The organism is Pseudomonas sp. W2-17 (assembly GCF_041060445.1).
In the GTDB taxonomy this organism is placed as follows: Bacteria; Pseudomonadota; Gammaproteobacteria; order Pseudomonadales; family Pseudomonadaceae; genus Aquipseudomonas.
The window spans coordinates 61,796-78,087 of the sequence record NZ_JAUFNS010000007.1; the positions used below are offsets into that span (position 1 = coordinate 61,796).

A 16,292-nucleotide genomic window follows, 5' to 3' on the forward strand; every position below is an offset into this window, starting at 1 on the left:
GCCCGGCGCGCGGGAATGACTCCGGCGCTGATGAGCAACGTCTCTGCAACGGTTCAGCTGAACGCTGCCTGAGTGCTTCGTGAAAGGTAGTTGAAAGGTTGATGAAAGCTTCGCTGATTAGGATCCCGTTACGACTTGTCACGATTGCGTCCCGCGTGACGCTGCTGATGCCAGGGTCGTGACGAAAAACGCCTCGATGCGTTTTCAACAATAAGAACAATATCGGAGTCATCAGTGATGCCCTCACTGCAATCATCGGCCCTCGCGCCGTCTCAATCCCATTATGTTTTCTGTTCACCTCGCAGCCCTGTTGCGCGGTGTTTCGTCACGTCTGCACGTTGGCTGCCCACGGGTTTGCGAAGGTGTGACACGTCTGCCTGACGAACGTACGACCGCCTGCCCCCATTAAAACAACAACTCCTCTGGAGACGGACCATGAACCTATCTTTGCGCCGTATCAGCGTTGCCGCCAGCTGCATGCTGATGGCCACCCAATTGTGGGCCGCCGAGCCCAATCGTCCTGAATGCATCGCGCCGGCCTCGCCTGGTGGCGGCTTCGACCTGACCTGCAAGCTGGCGCAAAGCGCGCTGATCAACGAGAAGATCCTCTCCAAACCGATGCGCGTCACTTACATGCCGGGCGGCGTCGGCGCCGTGGCCTACAACGCGGTGGTCGCTCAGCGTCCGGCCGACGCCGGCACGCTGGTGGCCTGGTCCAGCGGCTCGCTGTTGAACCTGGCCCAAGGCAAGTTCGGCCGTTTTGACGAGAACGCCGTGCGCTGGCTGGCCGCCGTCGGCACCAGCTACGGGGCGATCGCGGTCAAGGCCGATTCGCCCTACAAGAACCTCGACGATCTCGTTAAAGCACTGAAGGCCGACCCGGGCAAAGTGGTCATCGGCTCCGGCGGCACCGTGGGCAGCCAGGACTGGATGCAGACCGCGCTGATTGCCAAAGCCGCCGGCATCAACCCGCGGGAACTGCGTTACGTCGCCCTGGAAGGCGGCGGTGAAATCGCCACTGCCCTGCTCGGCGGTCACATCCAGGTGGGCTCCACCGACATTTCCGACTCCATGCCGCACATTCTCAGCGGCGACATGCGCCTGCTGGCGGTGTTCTCCGAAGAACGTCTGGACGAGCCGGAAATGAAGAACATCCCGACCGCCAAAGAACAGGGCTACGACATCGTCTGGCCGGTGGTGCGCGGTTTCTATCTGGGGCCAAAGGTGTCGGACGAGGACTACAACTGGTGGAAAGCAGCCTTCGACAAGCTGCTGGCTTCGGAAGACTTCGCCAAGCTGCGCGATCAGCGTGAGCTGTTCCCGTTCGCCATGACCGGCGAAGAGCTCGACAAGTACGTGAAAACCCGCGTCGCCGAGTACAAGACGCTGGCCAAGGAATTCGGCCTGATTCAGTGACTGAACCCATCGAAGCGTACTCGATCGACTGAGGATTGCGCCGCCTGCGCGGTGGCGTGATCCGGGAGTTTCCCATGGTGATACAACGCATTTTCGCCGTCGTGCTGCTGCTGGCCTGTATCGGCCTTGCCATGATGGCCTGGCCTTATCAGGCGCCCTTTTCCTACGAACCTGTCGGCCCTCGCGCTTTCCCGCTGCTGATGCTGGCGTTGATGGGCATCTCGCTGCTGTACATGGCGATTCGTCCGACGCCGATCGTGCATTCCGAGGAAGAGCCGGCTCTGGACCGTCCCACACTGATCAAGATCGGCATCTGCACTGTGCTGCTGCTGGTGTTCGCCGGGCTGTTCGAGCCGTTGGGCTTTGTGCTGAGCAGCATTCTGATCGGCATTCCCATGGCGCGTCTGTACGGCGGCCGCTGGCTGCCAAGCGTCGTGATCATCATCTTCATGAGCATCGCGCTGTACGTGCTGTTCGACAAAGTGATGGATGTGCCCCTGCCCCTCGGCCTGCTCGACGTTCTGGAGAACTGATATGGACACTCTCGGCTATCTCGGCCAGGGCTTCGGCGTCGCGCTGACCCCGTACAACCTGATCACTGCGCTTTCCGGCACGCTGATCGGCACCGTCGTCGGCCTGCTCCCCGGCCTGGGCCCGATCAACGGCGTAGCGCTGTTGATCCCGATCGCCTTCGCGTTGGGCCTGCCGCCAGAGTCAGCACTGATTCTGCTGGCGGCGGTGTACCTGGGCTGCGAATACGGCGGCCGCATCAGCTCCATCCTGCTCAACATTCCGGGCGAAGCATCGACCGTGATGACCGCGCTGGACGGTTACCCGATGGCGCGTCAGGGCATGGCCGGCGTGGCGTTGTCGCTGTCAGCGTGGAGTTCGTTCATCGGCGCGTTCATCGCCACCTGCGGCATGGTCATGTTCGCGCCATTACTGGCGAAATGGGCGATTGCGTTTGGTCCTGCGGAGTACTTCGTGCTGATGGTGTTTGCCATTGTCTGCCTGGGCGGCATGGCCGGTGATCGACCGCTGAAGACCTTTGTCGCCGCGTTGATCGGGCTGTTTCTGTCGAGCATCGGTATCGACGCCAACAGCGGCGTGTACCGTTTCACCGGCGACAACATCCATCTGGCGGATGGCATTCAGTTCGTCGTGCTGGTGCTGGGTCTGTTCTCGATCAGCGAAATCCTGTTGTTGCTGGAGAAAACCCATCGCGGCCAGGAAGCGGTAAAAGCCACCGGCCGCATGATGTTCAACTTCAAGGAGGCCAGTTCGGTGTTCTGGGTGAACATCCGTTGCGGCCTGATGGGTTTCATCATGGGCGTGCTGCCGGGTGCGGGGGCGACGCTGGCCAGCGCCGTGACCTACATGTCCGAGAAACGCATCGCCGGGGCAAGCGGCAAATTCGGGCAGGGCGACATGCGTGGTCTGGCCGCCCCGGAAACCGCCATTGGCGCGACGGCCTGCGGCGCGCTGGTGCCGATGCTGACGCTGGGCGTGCCGGGTTCGGGCACCACGGCGGTGATGATCGGCGCCCTGTCGCTGTACAACATCACGCCAGGGCCGCTGCTGTTCCAACAGCAACCGGACATCGTCTGGGGCCTGATCGCGTCGTTGTTCGTCGCCAACATCATGCTGGTGATCCTCAACATTCCGATGATCCGCATCTTCACCCGCATCCTGTCGGTGCCGAACTGGGCGCTGGTGCCGGTGATCGCGATCATCACCGGGATCGGCGTCTACGCAGTGCATGCCACCACCTTCGACCTGTTCTTGATGGTTGGCATCGGCATCTTCGGCTACATCCTGCGCAAGCTGGATTTCCCGCTGTCGCCGATTCTGCTGGGGTTCATCCTCGGCGGGCTGATGGAGCAGAACCTGCGTCGTGCACTGTCGATTTCCAACGGTGGCCTGGAGATTCTGTGGTCGAGCCCGATCACCCTGGGCATGTGGGTGGTGACGGCATTCATGCTGGTGTTCCCGCTGATCCGCATCTGGCGCAAGCGCTCCAGACAGCGTCGCGCGCTGGCCGATGTCTGACCGGCCATTCAGCACGTGGTGGGGAACGCCGCTGGTCGGCCTGCTGGGGGGATTTCTCGCCAGTCAGGTTGGCTGGCCATTGCCCTGGATGGTCGGCTCGTTACTGGCGATCATCCTGGTCCGCTGCCTCACCCCCTGGCAGCTGGCTGAAATTCCCGGCGGCCGCAAATGCGGCCAATGGGTGGTCGGTATCGGCATCGGGTTGCACTTCACCCCTATCGTCATCGAACAAGTCCTCTCCCACTTCGGCCTGATTTTCATCGGCGCACTGGTGACCAGCGTCTCCAGCGTGGTCGGCGTGTGGCTGATGCTGCGCACCGGCGAGGACCGCGCCACGGCGTTCTTTTCCAGCATGCCCGGCGGTTCGGGCGAGATGGTCAACCTCGGCGCACGCAACGGCGCGATCCTCAGCAACGTCGCCGCCGGGCAGAGTTTGCGGGTGCTGGCAGTGGTGCTGTGCGTGCCGGCGATCTTCAAGTATTTGATGGGCGATGGCGGCCCGCCTTCCCATGGGACGGTGGTGGACTGGTGGTGGCTGATGCTGTTGTTTCCGCTGGGCGCGTTGGTGGCCTGGGGCTGGCAACGGCTGAAACAACCCAATCCGTGGTTGTTCGGGCCGTTGCTGATCAGCGCGGTCGTCAGCGTCAGTTTCGACTTGCATATCGGCCTGCCCCAGGGCGGCAGTCAGCTGGGGCAGCGGCTGATCGGCAGCGGTCTGGGCTGCCACTTCAACCGGGCGTTCTTTCGCCGCGCGCCGTCGTTCATCGGCCGCACGTTGCTGGGGACGGCGCTGACGATGAGCATCGCGGCGTTGTGCGCACTGGGGCTGAGCGCGCTGACTCAGCTGGATTTGCGCTCGTTGACGCTGGGGATGATGCCGGGCGGGATTGCCGAAATGAGCCTGACGGCGGAGGTGCTGCAACTGTCGGTGCCGCTGGTGACGGCGATGCAAGTGATGCGGTTGTTGTTTGTGCTGTTTCTGGCCGAGCCGTTGTTTCGTTACTGGGATCGACGGCTGAGTTAAAGACTCACTAAACCTGTGGGAGCGAGCTTGCTCGCGAAGAGGTCAGTACATCCGCTAAATTTTCAGCGGTTGAAATACCGTCTTCGTGAGCAAGGTGGAACGCCACCCCGGTCATTCCCACAAGGTCTGCGTCTGTCCAGGAATGATCCGGTGTCAGGAGTACCCAAACTTCTGACGTCATCCCGCGCTAGACAACAGCCGGCAATCGCCACTCGATCGGCGCCAGGCCGTTCTGCTCCAGAAACTTGTTCGCCAGACCAAAATGCCCGCAACCCAGAAACCCCTTGTACGCCGACAGCGGCGACGGGTGCACGGCGGTCAGGATCAGGTGCTTGGACGCATCGATGAGTTTCTTCTTGCTCTGGGCATGGGCGCCCCACAGCAAGAACACCAGGTGCGGCTGATGGGCGCTCACCGTTTCGATGATCTTGTCAGTGAAGTGCTGCCAGCCTTTACCGGCATGGGACGCGGCATTGGCGCGTTCGACGGTGAGCGTGGTGTTGAGCATCAGCACGCCCTGATCGGCCCATGACTGTAGATAGCCGTGATTGGGGATGTCGATGTTCAGGTCGCGCTTGAGCTCTTTGTAGATGTTGACCAGCGAAGGCGGCGCCGGCACGCCCGGCTGCACCGAGAAGCACAGGCCGTGGGCCTGGTTGGGGCCGTGATAAGGGTCCTGACCGAGGATGACCACTTTTACGTTATCCAGCGGCGTCGAGTTCAGCGCATTGAAGATCAGCGGCCCCGGCGGATAGATTTCCTTGCCCGCCGCATGCTCCTGACGCAGAAATTCGCGCAGCTCGCCCATGTAAGGCTTTTCGAACTCGTCGCGCAGGGCCTGCTTCCAGCTGGCCTCCAGTTTGATGCGGTCGTCGTTTGTCATGGTGTGATCCGGCAGAAACAATGCGCAACTTTAGGGACTGTGGCTGATTATTTCCAGCGCGGCGCCGTCGGATCTTCCTACACTCGTTCACAGCCGCCGGTTTGCAACTTCCGGGCGTCGAGGGGACTCACAACTCTCGATAGATCCCCGTACCACTGACAAGAGGTCACGATGAATCTGCAATTTGAAGAGCTCACCGCCACGGACGGCGCCCGCCTGGGCATCGCCACGCTGGATGCGGAAAAATCCCTGAATGCCCTGTCGCTGCCGATGATTCTGGCGTTGCAGGATCGCCTGAACGACTGGGCCAGCGACCCGCAAATCGTTTGCGTATTGCTGCGCGGCAACGGCGAGAAAGCCTTCTGCGCAGGAGGTGACGTGCGTGCGCTGGTCGAGGCCGGGCGCGGTCAGCCTGGTTCGGTCCCGCCGCTGGCTGCGCAGTTTTTCGCGGCGGAATACCGGCTGGATTACACGCTGCACACGTTTCCCAAACCGCTGATCTGCTGGGGCCACGGCTATGTGCTGGGTGGCGGCATGGGCTTGCTGCAGGGGGCGAACATTCGTGTCGTCACGCCGAGCAGCCGGCTGGCGATGCCGGAAATCAGCATCGGCCTGTTTCCTGACGTCGGCGCCAGTTGGTTCCTGTCGCGACTGCCGGGCAAGTTGGGGCTGTTTCTGGGATTGACCGGTGCGCACATCAACGGCCGTGACGCGCTGGACCTTGGTCTCGCGGATCGTTTTCTGCTGGACGATCAGCAGGAGGAAATGATCGACCGGCTGCTGCAGCTCAACTGGCAGGAGCAGACCAAGGTGCAACTGACCAGCCTGTTCAGGGCGCTGCAACTGGAGGCGGTGGATCAGATGCCCGCCGCGCAATGGCTGCCTCGGCGCGAGACGATCGATGAGCTGCTGGATGTCGCCGACGCACCGAGCGCCTGGAATGGGTTGAAGCATCACCTGAATGCCGATGACCAGTTATTGGCGAAGGCGGCGAAAACCCTGACGGATGGCTGCCCGATGACGGCGCATCTGGTGTGGGAGCAGATTGAGCGGGCACGGCATCTGTCGTTGGCTGAAGTGTTTCAGATGGAATACGCCATGGCCCTTAATTGCTGCCGCCATCCCGAGTTCGCCGAAGGGGTGCGGGCGCGGTTAATCGACAAGGATCAAACGCCTCACTGGCACTGGCAGGACATCGCCACGATTCCGCTGGCCGTGGTGGACGCGCATTTCGAGAAAGCCTGGGAAGGCAGGCACCCGCTGGCGGATTTGTCGGAGTATTGAGGCTTTCATTCATGCCTGCATGGATGGTGCTCAAACGGGCCTCTTCCCGGCTGAAGCCGGTCCTACATTCGAATCGCGTGCATTCAGCGGGATTGGCGGATATCTCATTGTGGGACCGGCTTTAGCCGGGAAGGCGTCGGGTGCTACACCGCAAATGTGAGGGTGAATGGACGGGCCTCTTCCCGGCTAAAGCCGGTCCCACTATTGGAATGCGTACTCCCTGTACAGGCTGTGTGAAAACCACGAACGCCGATGCACTGCTCAAAAAATGTACTAAAAAATGCGTTTCTACGCGAAATCTGGGTCTGCAAACCACGCGAGCATTTGCAAAATTCACGTGAGAGCGCGCAGTTCATTTTTGGTGGAGGGTTTTCACACAGCCTGCTGTAGGACTGGCTTTAGCCGGGAAGGCGTCAGGTGCTACACCGCCAATGTGAGGCTGCCCACTCTGGCCTCTTCCCGGCTGAAGTCGGTCCTACATTCTAATCGCGTGCATTTAGCGGGATTGGCGGATATCTCATTGTGGGACCGGCTTTAGCCGGGAAGGCGTCAGGTGCTACACCGCAAATGTGAGGGTGAATGGACGGGCCTCTTCCCGGCTGAGGCCGGTCCTACATTTGGAATGCGTACACGCTGGCCGCTCGGGTCATCCATACAACCCATGAAAAACGGCGCTCCTCGGAGCGCCGTTTTTATATCACTCAGCGATTGCCGCCGCCCGGTCCGCCGTGTCCGCCGCGACCGAAACCGCCGTCTTCGCGGTGATTGCCGCCAGAGCCGCCGGGGCCTGGGCGTGGACCACCGCCACCCCCGCCGCCCCCGCCTGGATTGCCATGCCAACCGCCGCCGGGCCCTGGGCCATTGCCGCCTCCGGGTCTCGGGCCTTGTGGCGGTGGGCGATAGCCGTTGCCGCCACCGTTATAGCCACCCCCGCCGTGGTACCCGCCGCCTCCCCCATTCCAGTTGCCGCCACCATAACCAGGGCGACCTCCGTAACCGGGGCGACCTCCGCCATATCCAGGCCCGTAATAGCGGGGTGGAGGAGCGTAATAACGCGGTGGCGGCGCGTAGTAGCGGGGTGCCGAGTAGTAACGCGGCGAGGAGTAATACACCGCCCCTCCGGAATACGCCGGAGCGACCGGGCGATAACTGTCGTACACGTAACCGCTGCTGTACCCACTGCTGTAGATCGGCTGCGTGTAGCTTTCTGATTCGTAATAACCTCCGTAACAACCTGCCAGGGACAACGTCATCAAAGCGGTAAGCAATCGTCGATACATGGCGGCCTCCCGGACCGCGGTAGAGCTCGAACCAGCGGCGCTGGTCGGCGTTCTCGAAACTGCCGAGAACGTTAACTGAGACTCCGAATTGCAGACCTAGTGCCCCACTGCGGTCCCGAGGCGCCAGACGGCGCCCTGCATCAGTGCACGTCTCGCCCGCCATCAAAACACCCTGCGCCCGCCCGGCTCAGGCGCCACAAGGGTTTGCGCAACTTGGCACAACTCTCGCTTGGAGGACCGTGTGCAGGAGTCATCTCAGGTTCGCGGCACCACAATTTGCAATAGCCGACTAGGGTTCCGGCTCGCGTTTCGCGAGTGGCTGGTCCGAGAGTTGGCGACCTCCAGTAGAGGTTACACGGCGGGATAAAAGCCCGGGAGACAGGACACCAGTGGTGTCGCCGTGCTCCTGACCGTCCCTTTTCGCTACTGGAGACACCCCATGCAAAACTCCCGTCTGTTCAGCCTGCTCACCGCAGGCGTCTTTGCCGCATTGAGCCTCTCGGCCACGGCCGCCCCGAAAAAAGATTTCGACGTCTGCTGGACCATTTATGCCGGCTGGATGCCATGGGAATACGCAGGGACTCAGGGCATCGTCGACAAGTGGGCCAAGAAATACGGCATCCACATCAAAGTCACCCAGCTCAACGACTACGTCGAATCCATCAACCAGTACACCGCCGGCCAGTTCGACGGCTGCACCATGACCAACATGGACGCCCTCACCATCCCTGCCGCCGGCGGCGTTGAAAGCACCGCGCTGGTGGTCAGCGACTTCTCCAACGGCAACGACGGCATCGTCATCAAGGGCGACGGCAAGAAAGTCACCGACCTCAAGGGCATGGACGTCAACCTGGTCGAGCTGTCAGTGTCCCACTACCTCCTCGCCCGCGCCCTGGACTCGGTGGACCTGACCGAAAAAGACCTGAAAGTGGTCAACACCTCCGACGCCGATATCGCTGCTGCTTTCAACACCAGCGAGGTCAAGGCCGTCACCACCTGGAATCCGATGCTCTCGGAGATCAAGGCCAAGCCCGGCGTCACCGAAGTGTTCGACTCCAGCAAGATCCCCGGCGAGATCATGGACATGATGGTGGTCAACACCCAGACCCTGAAAGACAACCCGGCATTGGGCAAAGCCCTGACCGGCGCGTGGTTTGAAGTGGTGGCGCTGATGAACGCCAAATCCGCGGAATCCAAAGCGGCGCTGGAGCACATGGCCCAGGCGTCGGGCACCGATCTGGCCGGCTTCCAGTCGCAACTTGACACCACCAAGCTGTTCGCCACGCCCAAAGAAGCGCTGGAGTTCGCCACCAGCAAGCAGCTGCCGACCACCATGCGCAAGGTCGCGGACTTCTCCTTCGACCATGGCCTGCTCGGCGAAGGTGCCAAAGACGCCAGCGCGGTCGGCATGACCTTCGCCAACAGCGTGACCGAAGGCGACAAGGCCAACCTCAAGCTGCACTTCGACCCGAGCTACGTGCAGATGGCTGCCGACGGCAAGTTGTAAAAAACCAAAGGTCTTTGCCATGCGTTTGATAAACCGCCGCCCGGATCGCGCCAGCCGCCTGATCCTGGTGCTCCTGCCGTTCGCCCTGTTGCTGTTCGCCTATTTCACGGGCTCAGCGACGCGGCTGACGGAAAACCCCAACGACAAGCTGCTGCCCAGCGCCGTGCAGATGACCGAGGCGATCAAACGGGTGGCGTTCGTGCCCGACCAACGCACCGGCGAATACCTGCTCTGGCAGGACAGCGGCGCCAGCCTGCAGCGCCTCGCGGTCGGCCTGGCGATCAGCGCCATTGTCGGGCTGTGCCTGGGCATTGCGTCGGGGGTGCTGCCGTTGTTCAGCGCGCCGCTCTCGCCGTTACTGACCGTGGTGTCGATGGTGCCGCCGCTGGCGATTCTGCCGATCCTGTTCATCGTCTTCGGTCTGGGCGAGTTGTCGAAGGTGATGCTCATCGTCATCGGCATCACGCCGGTGCTGGCCCGTGACCTGGAGCAGCGCGCCCGGGAGATTCCGGTCGAACTGCTGATCAAGGCGCAGACCCTGGGCGCCTCGACCTGGACGCTGATCCTGCGGGTGGTGCTGCCGCAATTGCTGCCGCGCCTGCTTATCTCGCTGCGGCTGGTGCTGGGGTCGGCGTGGCTGTTTCTGATCGCGGCCGAAGCCATCGCCTCCACTGACGGCCTGGGTTACCGGATCTTTCTGGTGCGGCGCTATCTGGCGATGGACATGATTCTGCCCTACGTGGTGTGGATCACCCTCCTCGCCTGGCTGATGGACTGGGGCCTGAAAGCGCTCACGCGCAAAGCGTTCCCGTGGTACGAGGGCGCGCGCCCATGAGCTTTATTTCGGTCAAAAACGTCTGGCAGCAATATGGCGATCAGGTGGTGCTCGAAGGCCTGAACCTGAGCATTGCCGAAGGCGAGTTCTGCACCTTGGTGGGCGCGTCGGGTTGCGGCAAATCAACCTTCCTGCGCCTGCTGCTGGGCCAGGAGGTCGCCAGCAAAGGCACGATTCTGCTGGACGGCCAACCCCTGGCGAAGGAACCGGATTCGACCCGTGGCGTGGTGTTTCAGCGCTATTCGGTGTTCCCGCACTTGTCGGTGCTGGACAACGTCGCCCTGGGCCTTGAATTGCCCCGCTCGGCGTTGCTCGGGCGGCTGTTCGGCGCAGCCAAGCGTGACGCCCGGGAACAGGCGGCGGCGCTGTTGCACAAGGTCGGCCTCGATCACGCGCTGGACAAGTACCCGACGCAACTGTCGGGTGGCATGCAACAGCGTCTGGCCATCGCCCAGGCGCTGATCATGAAGCCAAGGGTTTTGTTGCTGGACGAGCCGTTCGGCGCGCTCGATCCCGGCATCCGCAAGGATATGCATGGGCTGCTGCTGGAGCTGTGGCGCGAGACCAAACTGACGGTGTTCATGGTCACCCATGACCTGTCCGAAGGTTTCAACCTCGGCACTCGACTGCTGGTGTTCGACAAGGTCCGCATCGACCCCCACGCCCCCGGCGCCTATGGCGCGCGCATCACTTACGACATTCCCCTGAACAGCGATCGTCGCGCCGCCCGCGTGGCGCTTGAATCGCTGAAAACGGCTTGAAGGACATTGCCCATGACTGATTCATCCACGCTGTTTCCCGTGTTCGCCGAAGAACTGCTGCCCGGCGGCGGGCACCTGTCGTTCGTGCTCAAACGAGGCGAACTGCTGCGTCTGACCGATCTGAACGGCAACGCCAACGTCAGCCTGACGATGTTCAACGCGCACGAAAAGACCGAGCGCCTGAACCTGCCCGACAGTCTCAAGTGCCAACACACCGCCAAGCTCACCACCGGTCACTGCCTGTATTCGGACATGGGCCGCGTACTGGCCGCGATCACCGCCGACACCTGCGGCTGGAGCGACAGCATCGGCGGCGTGCTGTGCGCTGAAGAGGTCACCGAGAAATACGGCCAGGGCCGCTATCAGGAACTGCGCAACGGCTTCTTCCGCAACGGCGCCGACAACCTGCTGGTGGAGATGGGCAAGTGGGGCCTGGGCCTGTCGGATCTGTTGATGACGCTGAACCTGTTCAGCCGGGTCAACGTCGACGATCACGGCGCGCTGGCCTTCGTCCCGGGCAACTCGAAAGCGGGCGACAGCATCGAGCTGTACGCACCGATGGACACGCTGGTGGTCATGACCGCCCTGCAACACCCGATGGACCCCAATCCCGAGTACGCACCGCAGCCGGTCAAGCTGAGCTGGATGAAGGCTGACCCCAGCGTCGCCGAGCACTGCCGCACGTCCCGCAAAGAAAATGTGCGCGGTTTCATCAACACCGATCGCCTGTTCGCCTGAGGAGGCCAGTATGACTAGCACCATGACCTCTGCCCCCGTTTCCATCACCCACATCCCGGCCGGCGAGCCGTCGCTGACCGAACTCAAGGCCGGGCAAACCCTGCGTCTGCTGGACCTCGAAGGCAATCAGGCGGTCGACACGCTGTTCTACAGCCTCGCCAATCCCCGCGAACGCTATGACGTGCAACGCACGCTGCGCCGGCAGAACAACGTTTACCTGAGCAAGGGCAGCGTCCTGTATTCGAACCTGGGCAAGCCGATGCTGACCATCGTCGAGGACACTTGCGGACGCCACGACACCCTCGGCGGCGCCTGCGCCCAGGAGAGCAACACCGTGCGTTATGCGCTGGAAAAAAAGCACATGCACAGCTGCCGCGACAGCTTCCTGCGCGCCTGCATCCATGACGGTCGGCTGGGCAAGCGCGACATCAGCCCGAACATCAACTTCTTCATGAACGTGCCGGTGACGGCGGACGGCGGCCTGACCTTCGAAGACGGCATTTCCGGCGCCGGCAAGTACGTCGAACTGCGCGCCGAGATGGACGTGATCGTGCTGATTTCCAACTGCCCTCAGCTGAACAACCCGTGCAACGGCTACAACCCGACGCCGGCAGAACTGCTCGTCTGGGACTGACCACTGACCCCGGTTTCAAGGGTTTAAGGCTTAAAGGCTTCGGCGCGAGGGACGGCCTTCGTGCAACGCGTACCACAGCGGGACGGCCCGCTACCCAGTGTGGGGTTGATCGCTATCGGTCCCCGGGGTCTATGCCATGTTCGACAAACTGCTGATTGCCAACCGCGGCGCCATTGCCTGCCGCATCCTGCGCACCCTTCGCGACCTGCAGGTCGGCGGCGTCGCGGTGTACGCCGAAGCGGACGCTGCCAGCCTGCACATCCTGCAAGCCGACGAAGCCCACAGCCTGGGCGAAGGCGGCGCCGCCGGCACGTACCTGGCGGTGGACAAGATTCTCGCCATCGCTCAAGCCACGGGTGCCAAAGCGATTCATCCGGGTTACGGCTTCTTGTCCGAAAACGCTGCCTTCGCCCAGGCCTGTGAAGACGGCGGCATCGCCTTCGTCGGCCCGACGCCTGAGCATCTGCGAGTTTTCGGCCTCAAGCACACCGCCCGCGCGCTGGCCAAACAGCACGACGTGCCGATGCTCGAAGGCACCGAACTGCTGGACAGCATTGAAGCCGCATTAAGCGCTGCTGAAACCATCGGCTACCCGGTGATGCTGAAAAGCACGGCGGGCGGCGGCGGGATCGGCATGCGCGTGTGCCGCAGCGCCAGCGAACTGAGCGAGTCATTCGAAGCCGTGAAGCGACTGGGCCAGAACAACTTCAGCGACGCCGGCGTGTTCATCGAGAAGTACATCCAGCGCGCTCGCCACCTGGAAGTGCAGGTGTTCGGCGACGGTCGTGGCGAGGTGATCGCCCTTGGCGTGCGCGATTGCTCGGTACAGCGCCGCAATCAGAAAGTCCTCGAAGAAACCCCCGCGCCAAACCTGCCCGCCGGCATGGCCGATGAGCTGTGCGCTGCGGCAATCAAGCTGGCGAAAGCGGTCAACTACCGCAGCGCCGGCACTGTGGAGTTTGTCTTCGACAGCGACGATCAGCGATTCTATTTTCTGGAAGTGAACACCCGGTTGCAGGTCGAGCATGGTGTGACCGAGCAGGTGTGGGGCGTGGACCTGGTGAGCTGGATGATCCAGCTTGCAGCCGGCGATCTGCCGCCGCTGGTTGAATTGCGCGCGGGTTTACAGCCAGTCGGCCATGCGATTCAGGCGCGTTTGTACGCTGAAGACCCGGGTCGGGACTTCCAGCCGAGCCCGGGCTTGCTGACCTCGGTGCACTTCCCCGCCGCCGACGGCAAACACCTGCGCATCTATACGTGGGTCGAGGCCGGGTGCGAGATCCCGCCGTTTTTCGATCCGATGATCGCCAAGGTCATCAGTTGGGCACCGAACAGGGAGTCCGCCAGCGAGGGCCTGGCCCGGGCCTTGAGCGAAACCCGGCTGTATGGGATCGAGACCAATCGCGACTACTTGCGGCAGATCATCGCGGACGTGCCCTTCGCCAGCGGCCAGCCGTGGACGCGCTGCCTTGAAGGGCTGACCTATCGCGCCGACACCTTCGAGGTGCTGAGCGGCGGCACCCAGACCAGCGTTCAGGATTATCCGGGCCGATTGGGTTACTGGGCAGTGGGCGTGCCGCCGTCGGGGCCAATGGACAGTCGATCGCTGCGGCTGGGTAATGCTCTGCTGGGTAACGCTGAAGGCTGCGCCGCCCTGGAAATCACCATGACTGGGCCGACGCTGCGCTTCAATACCGACGCCGTGATTGGCGTGACGGGCGCGGTCATTCCGCTGATGCTGGATGGCGTTGCGCAACCGATGAATCAATCGCTACTCGTTCCAGCGGGATCGACTCTGGTGCTCGGCACTATTGCGGGCGCAGGTGCCCGCAGTTATCTGTGCGTGCGCGGCGGGTTGGACGTGCCGGATTATCTGGGCAGCAAGAGCACATTCACTCTGGGCCAGTTTGGCGGGCACGGCGGTCGGGCGTTGCGCGCGGGGGACGTGTTGCACGTCGCGCCGCTGGTGGACCGCAGCTCGGGCAAACAGTTGGCGCCTGAGCAGGTCGTCGCGCTGGCGAAAGTGCGCGACATCCGCGTGATCTACGGCCCCCACGGTGCGCCCGAGTATTTCACCGAGCGCTACATCGAGACCTTCTTCGCCACCGACTGGGAAGTGCATTTCAACTCCAGCCGCACCGGCGTGCGCCTGATCGGGCCCAAGCCGGAATGGGTGCGTGCCGACGGCGGCGAAGCAGGGCTGCACCCGTCAAATATTCATGACAATCCGTACGCCATCGGCGCGGTGGATTTCACCGGGGACATGCCGGTGATCCTCGGGCCGGACGGGCCGAGCCTGGGTGGGTTTGTGTGTCCGGTGACGATCATCGAGGCGGATTTGTGGCAGCTAGGGCAGCTCAAGGCCGGGGACAAGGTGCGGTTTTATCCGGTGAGTCTCGACGCGGCCCGCTCGCTGAAACTGAACACCGGTCTGGGGAGGAGTGAGCTTGCTCGCGATGAGGTGGGTACATCCGATGGATCTGTGGCGGCTGGGCCATCGCATTCGCGAGCAAGCTCGCTCCCACAGGGTTTAGCGTTGACCTCGCCCGCTGTGTTCCCAAAAGGGGTAGCGTTGACCTCGCCTGTTGTGCTCGACATCGGCAAAGACGATACCCGCCTTGTTGCTCGGCTCTCCGGCGACACCCATCTGTTGCTGGAAATCGGCGCGCCGGAGCTGGACCTGGTGCTGCGCTTCCGGGGGCATGCGTTGATGCAGGCGCTGGAGAGCAAAGCGCTCGCCGGCGTGATTGACCTGACGCCGGGCATTCGTTCGCTGCAGGTGCATTACCAGCCTGAGCAACTGCCGCTGAAAACGCTGCTCGATGTGGTCGCCGGCGAGTGGGACGGCGTCTGCGCCAGCAAGAATCTGGAGGTGCCGTCGCGCATCGTTCATCTGCCGCTGTCCTGGGATGATCCGGCCTGCAAGTTGGCCATCGAGAAGTACATGACCACCGTGCGCAAGGACGCGCCGTGGTGCCCGAGCAACCTGGAATTCATCCGCCGCATCAACGACCTGCCTAACCTCGACGAAGTGCACCGCACCGTCTTCGATGCCAGCTATCTGGTGATGGGGCTGGGCGACGTTTACCTCGGTGCGCCGGTCGCTACGCCGCTTGATCCCCGCCATCGGCTGGTCACCACCAAATACAACCCGGCGCGTACCTGGACCGCTGAGAACTCCGTCGGCATCGGCGGCGCGTACATGTGCGTCTACGGCATGGAAGGCCCCGGCGGCTATCAGTTCGTCGGCCGCACGTTGCAGATGTGGAACCGCTACCGCGCGGTGGCGGCGTTCGATGGCAAACCGTGGCTGCTGCGCTTTTTCGACCAGATCCGTTTCTATCCTGTCAGCGCCGACGAGCTGCTGACCATCCGCCGCGATTTTCCCCTCGGTCGATACCCGCTGCAGATCGAGCACAGCACGCTCAATCTGACTGATTACCAAACCTTCCTGGCCGATGAAGCGCAGAGCATCGCGGCATTCCGCAACCAGCAGCAGAGCGCGTTCAACGCCGAGCGCGAACGCTGGATTGCCAACGGTAAGGCCTCGTTCGAAAGCGACGAAGCGGTGGCCGCATCCACGGAAGAAGCCTCACTGCAAGATGGGCAGACCAGCATCGACAGCCACATTGCCGGCAATCTCTGGCAGGTACAGGTCAGCGTCGGCCAGCGCGTCGAGGCGGGGGAAACCCTGGTGATTCTGGAGTCGATGAAAATGGAAATCCCGCTGCTGGCGCCCCACGCCGGTGTGGTCAGCGACGTGCGCGTAAAACCCGGCTCGGCGGTGCGCGCCGGGCAACGGGTGGTCGTGCTGGACGTCGGCTGATTGGCGCTTGATGTTCCTTGCAGCTTGCGGCTTAACGCTTGCAGCTTTCATACAG

General features: G+C 62.5%; 13 protein-coding genes and 1 riboswitch. Of the genes, 11 read left to right on the forward strand and 2 right to left on the reverse strand.

Annotation, left to right across the window (positions count from 1 at the left end; genetic code table 11):
* Positions 1-435 precede the first annotated feature (435 nt).
* From QWI20_RS10715 to QWI20_RS10730, 4 genes are all read left to right on the forward strand, one after another.
* A complete protein-coding gene (locus tag QWI20_RS10715) occupies positions 436-1,416 on the forward strand; it encodes a Bug family tripartite tricarboxylate transporter substrate binding protein (RefSeq protein WP_369305462.1) in 981 nt (326 codons plus the stop codon).
* A 74-nt stretch (positions 1,417-1,490) separates the two neighbouring features.
* Positions 1,491-1,949 carry a tripartite tricarboxylate transporter TctB family protein gene (locus QWI20_RS10720; RefSeq protein WP_369305463.1) on the forward strand — a complete coding sequence of 153 codons (459 nt, stop codon included), beginning with the start codon at positions 1,491-1,493 and terminating at the stop codon, positions 1,947-1,949.
* A 1-nt stretch (position 1,950) separates the two neighbouring features.
* Positions 1,951-3,465: a tripartite tricarboxylate transporter permease gene (locus QWI20_RS10725; protein WP_065992418.1), complete on the forward strand. Its 1,515-nt coding sequence runs from the start codon at positions 1,951-1,953 to the stop codon at positions 3,463-3,465.
* On the forward strand, positions 3,458-4,489 hold the full coding sequence (locus QWI20_RS10730; RefSeq protein WP_369305464.1) for an AbrB family transcriptional regulator: 1,032 nt from the start codon (positions 3,458-3,460) through the stop codon (positions 4,487-4,489). Before QWI20_RS10725 ends, QWI20_RS10730 begins: the two co-directional genes overlap by 8 nt.
* Positions 4,490-4,676: 187 nt before the next feature.
* Here the strand turns inward: QWI20_RS10730 and ung are convergent, their stop codons facing one another.
* Complete coding sequence (ung, locus tag QWI20_RS10735; RefSeq protein WP_369305465.1) at positions 4,677-5,372, reverse strand: uracil-DNA glycosylase; 696 nt, start codon at positions 5,370-5,372, stop codon at positions 4,677-4,679.
* Between the two features lie 171 nt (positions 5,373-5,543).
* Here ung and QWI20_RS10740 point away from each other — a divergent pair, with 171 nt between their 5' ends.
* Positions 5,544-6,656: an enoyl-CoA hydratase/isomerase family protein gene (locus QWI20_RS10740; RefSeq protein WP_369305466.1), complete on the forward strand. Its 1,113-nt coding sequence runs from the start codon at positions 5,544-5,546 to the stop codon at positions 6,654-6,656.
* A gap of 701 nt (positions 6,657-7,357) precedes the next feature.
* Here the strand turns inward: QWI20_RS10740 and QWI20_RS10745 are convergent.
* Complete coding sequence (locus QWI20_RS10745) at positions 7,358-7,936, reverse strand: hypothetical protein (protein WP_369305468.1); 579 nt, start codon at positions 7,934-7,936, stop codon at positions 7,358-7,360.
* 278 nt (positions 7,937-8,214) lie between these two features.
* Positions 8,215-8,316: riboswitch (guanidine-I (ykkC/yxkD leader) on the forward strand.
* A 59-nt stretch (positions 8,317-8,375) separates the two neighbouring features.
* Between QWI20_RS10745 and QWI20_RS10750 the strand changes: the two genes are divergently transcribed.
* The 6 genes from QWI20_RS10750 to uca all read left to right on the forward strand — a co-directional run bounded on the left by QWI20_RS10750 (position 8,376) and on the right by uca (position 16,237).
* The gene (locus QWI20_RS10750) at positions 8,376-9,443 is read left to right on the forward strand and encodes a putative urea ABC transporter substrate-binding protein (protein WP_369305470.1); all 1,068 of its coding nucleotides are present in this window, start codon (positions 8,376-8,378) and stop codon (positions 9,441-9,443) included.
* A 19-nt stretch (positions 9,444-9,462) separates the two neighbouring features.
* Positions 9,463-10,278 carry an ABC transporter permease gene (locus QWI20_RS10755; RefSeq protein ID WP_369305471.1) on the forward strand — a complete coding sequence of 272 codons (816 nt, stop codon included), beginning with the start codon at positions 9,463-9,465 and terminating at the stop codon, positions 10,276-10,278.
* Positions 10,275-11,039 carry an ABC transporter ATP-binding protein gene (locus QWI20_RS10760; protein ID WP_369305472.1) on the forward strand — a complete coding sequence of 255 codons (765 nt, stop codon included), beginning with the start codon at positions 10,275-10,277 and terminating at the stop codon, positions 11,037-11,039. Before QWI20_RS10755 ends, QWI20_RS10760 begins: the two co-directional genes overlap by 4 nt.
* A 12-nt stretch (positions 11,040-11,051) precedes the next feature.
* Positions 11,052-11,777 carry an urea amidolyase associated protein UAAP1 gene (locus tag QWI20_RS10765; protein ID WP_369305474.1) on the forward strand — a complete coding sequence of 242 codons (726 nt, stop codon included), beginning with the start codon at positions 11,052-11,054 and terminating at the stop codon, positions 11,775-11,777.
* 10 nt (positions 11,778-11,787) lie between these two features.
* The gene (locus QWI20_RS10770; RefSeq protein WP_369305475.1) at positions 11,788-12,411 is read left to right on the forward strand and encodes an urea amidolyase associated protein UAAP2; all 624 of its coding nucleotides are present in this window, start codon (positions 11,788-11,790) and stop codon (positions 12,409-12,411) included.
* A gap of 136 nt (positions 12,412-12,547) precedes the next feature.
* Positions 12,548-16,237 carry an urea carboxylase gene (uca, locus tag QWI20_RS10775; protein WP_369305476.1) on the forward strand — a complete coding sequence of 1,230 codons (3,690 nt, stop codon included), beginning with the start codon at positions 12,548-12,550 and terminating at the stop codon, positions 16,235-16,237.
* Positions 16,238-16,292: the final 55 nt, after the last annotated feature.

What these genes read in the sequence shown, in the direction of transcription:
- QWI20_RS10715 (WP_369305462.1), top strand. Translation starts at nt 436, where the DNA reads ATGAACCTATCTTTGCGCCGTATCAGCGTTGCCGCCAGCTGCATGCTG.
- QWI20_RS10720 (WP_369305463.1), top strand. Translation starts at nt 1,491, where the DNA reads ATGGTGATACAACGCATTTTCGCCGTCGTGCTGCTGCTGGCCTGTATC.
- QWI20_RS10725 (WP_065992418.1), top strand. Translation starts at nt 1,951, where the DNA reads ATGGACACTCTCGGCTATCTCGGCCAGGGCTTCGGCGTCGCGCTGACC.
- QWI20_RS10730 (WP_369305464.1), top strand. Translation starts at nt 3,458, where the DNA reads ATGTCTGACCGGCCATTCAGCACGTGGTGGGGAACGCCGCTGGTCGGC.
- ung (WP_369305465.1), bottom strand. Translation starts at nt 5,372, where the DNA reads ATGACAAACGACGACCGCATCAAACTGGAGGCCAGCTGGAAGCAGGCC.
- QWI20_RS10740 (WP_369305466.1), top strand. Translation starts at nt 5,544, where the DNA reads ATGAATCTGCAATTTGAAGAGCTCACCGCCACGGACGGCGCCCGCCTG.
- QWI20_RS10745 (WP_369305468.1), bottom strand. Translation starts at nt 7,936, where the DNA reads ATGTATCGACGATTGCTTACCGCTTTGATGACGTTGTCCCTGGCAGGT.
- QWI20_RS10750 (WP_369305470.1), top strand. Translation starts at nt 8,376, where the DNA reads ATGCAAAACTCCCGTCTGTTCAGCCTGCTCACCGCAGGCGTCTTTGCC.
- QWI20_RS10755 (WP_369305471.1), top strand. Translation starts at nt 9,463, where the DNA reads ATGCGTTTGATAAACCGCCGCCCGGATCGCGCCAGCCGCCTGATCCTG.
- QWI20_RS10760 (WP_369305472.1), top strand. Translation starts at nt 10,275, where the DNA reads ATGAGCTTTATTTCGGTCAAAAACGTCTGGCAGCAATATGGCGATCAG.
- QWI20_RS10765 (WP_369305474.1), top strand. Translation starts at nt 11,052, where the DNA reads ATGACTGATTCATCCACGCTGTTTCCCGTGTTCGCCGAAGAACTGCTG.
- QWI20_RS10770 (WP_369305475.1), top strand. Translation starts at nt 11,788, where the DNA reads ATGACTAGCACCATGACCTCTGCCCCCGTTTCCATCACCCACATCCCG.
- uca (WP_369305476.1), top strand. Translation starts at nt 12,548, where the DNA reads ATGTTCGACAAACTGCTGATTGCCAACCGCGGCGCCATTGCCTGCCGC.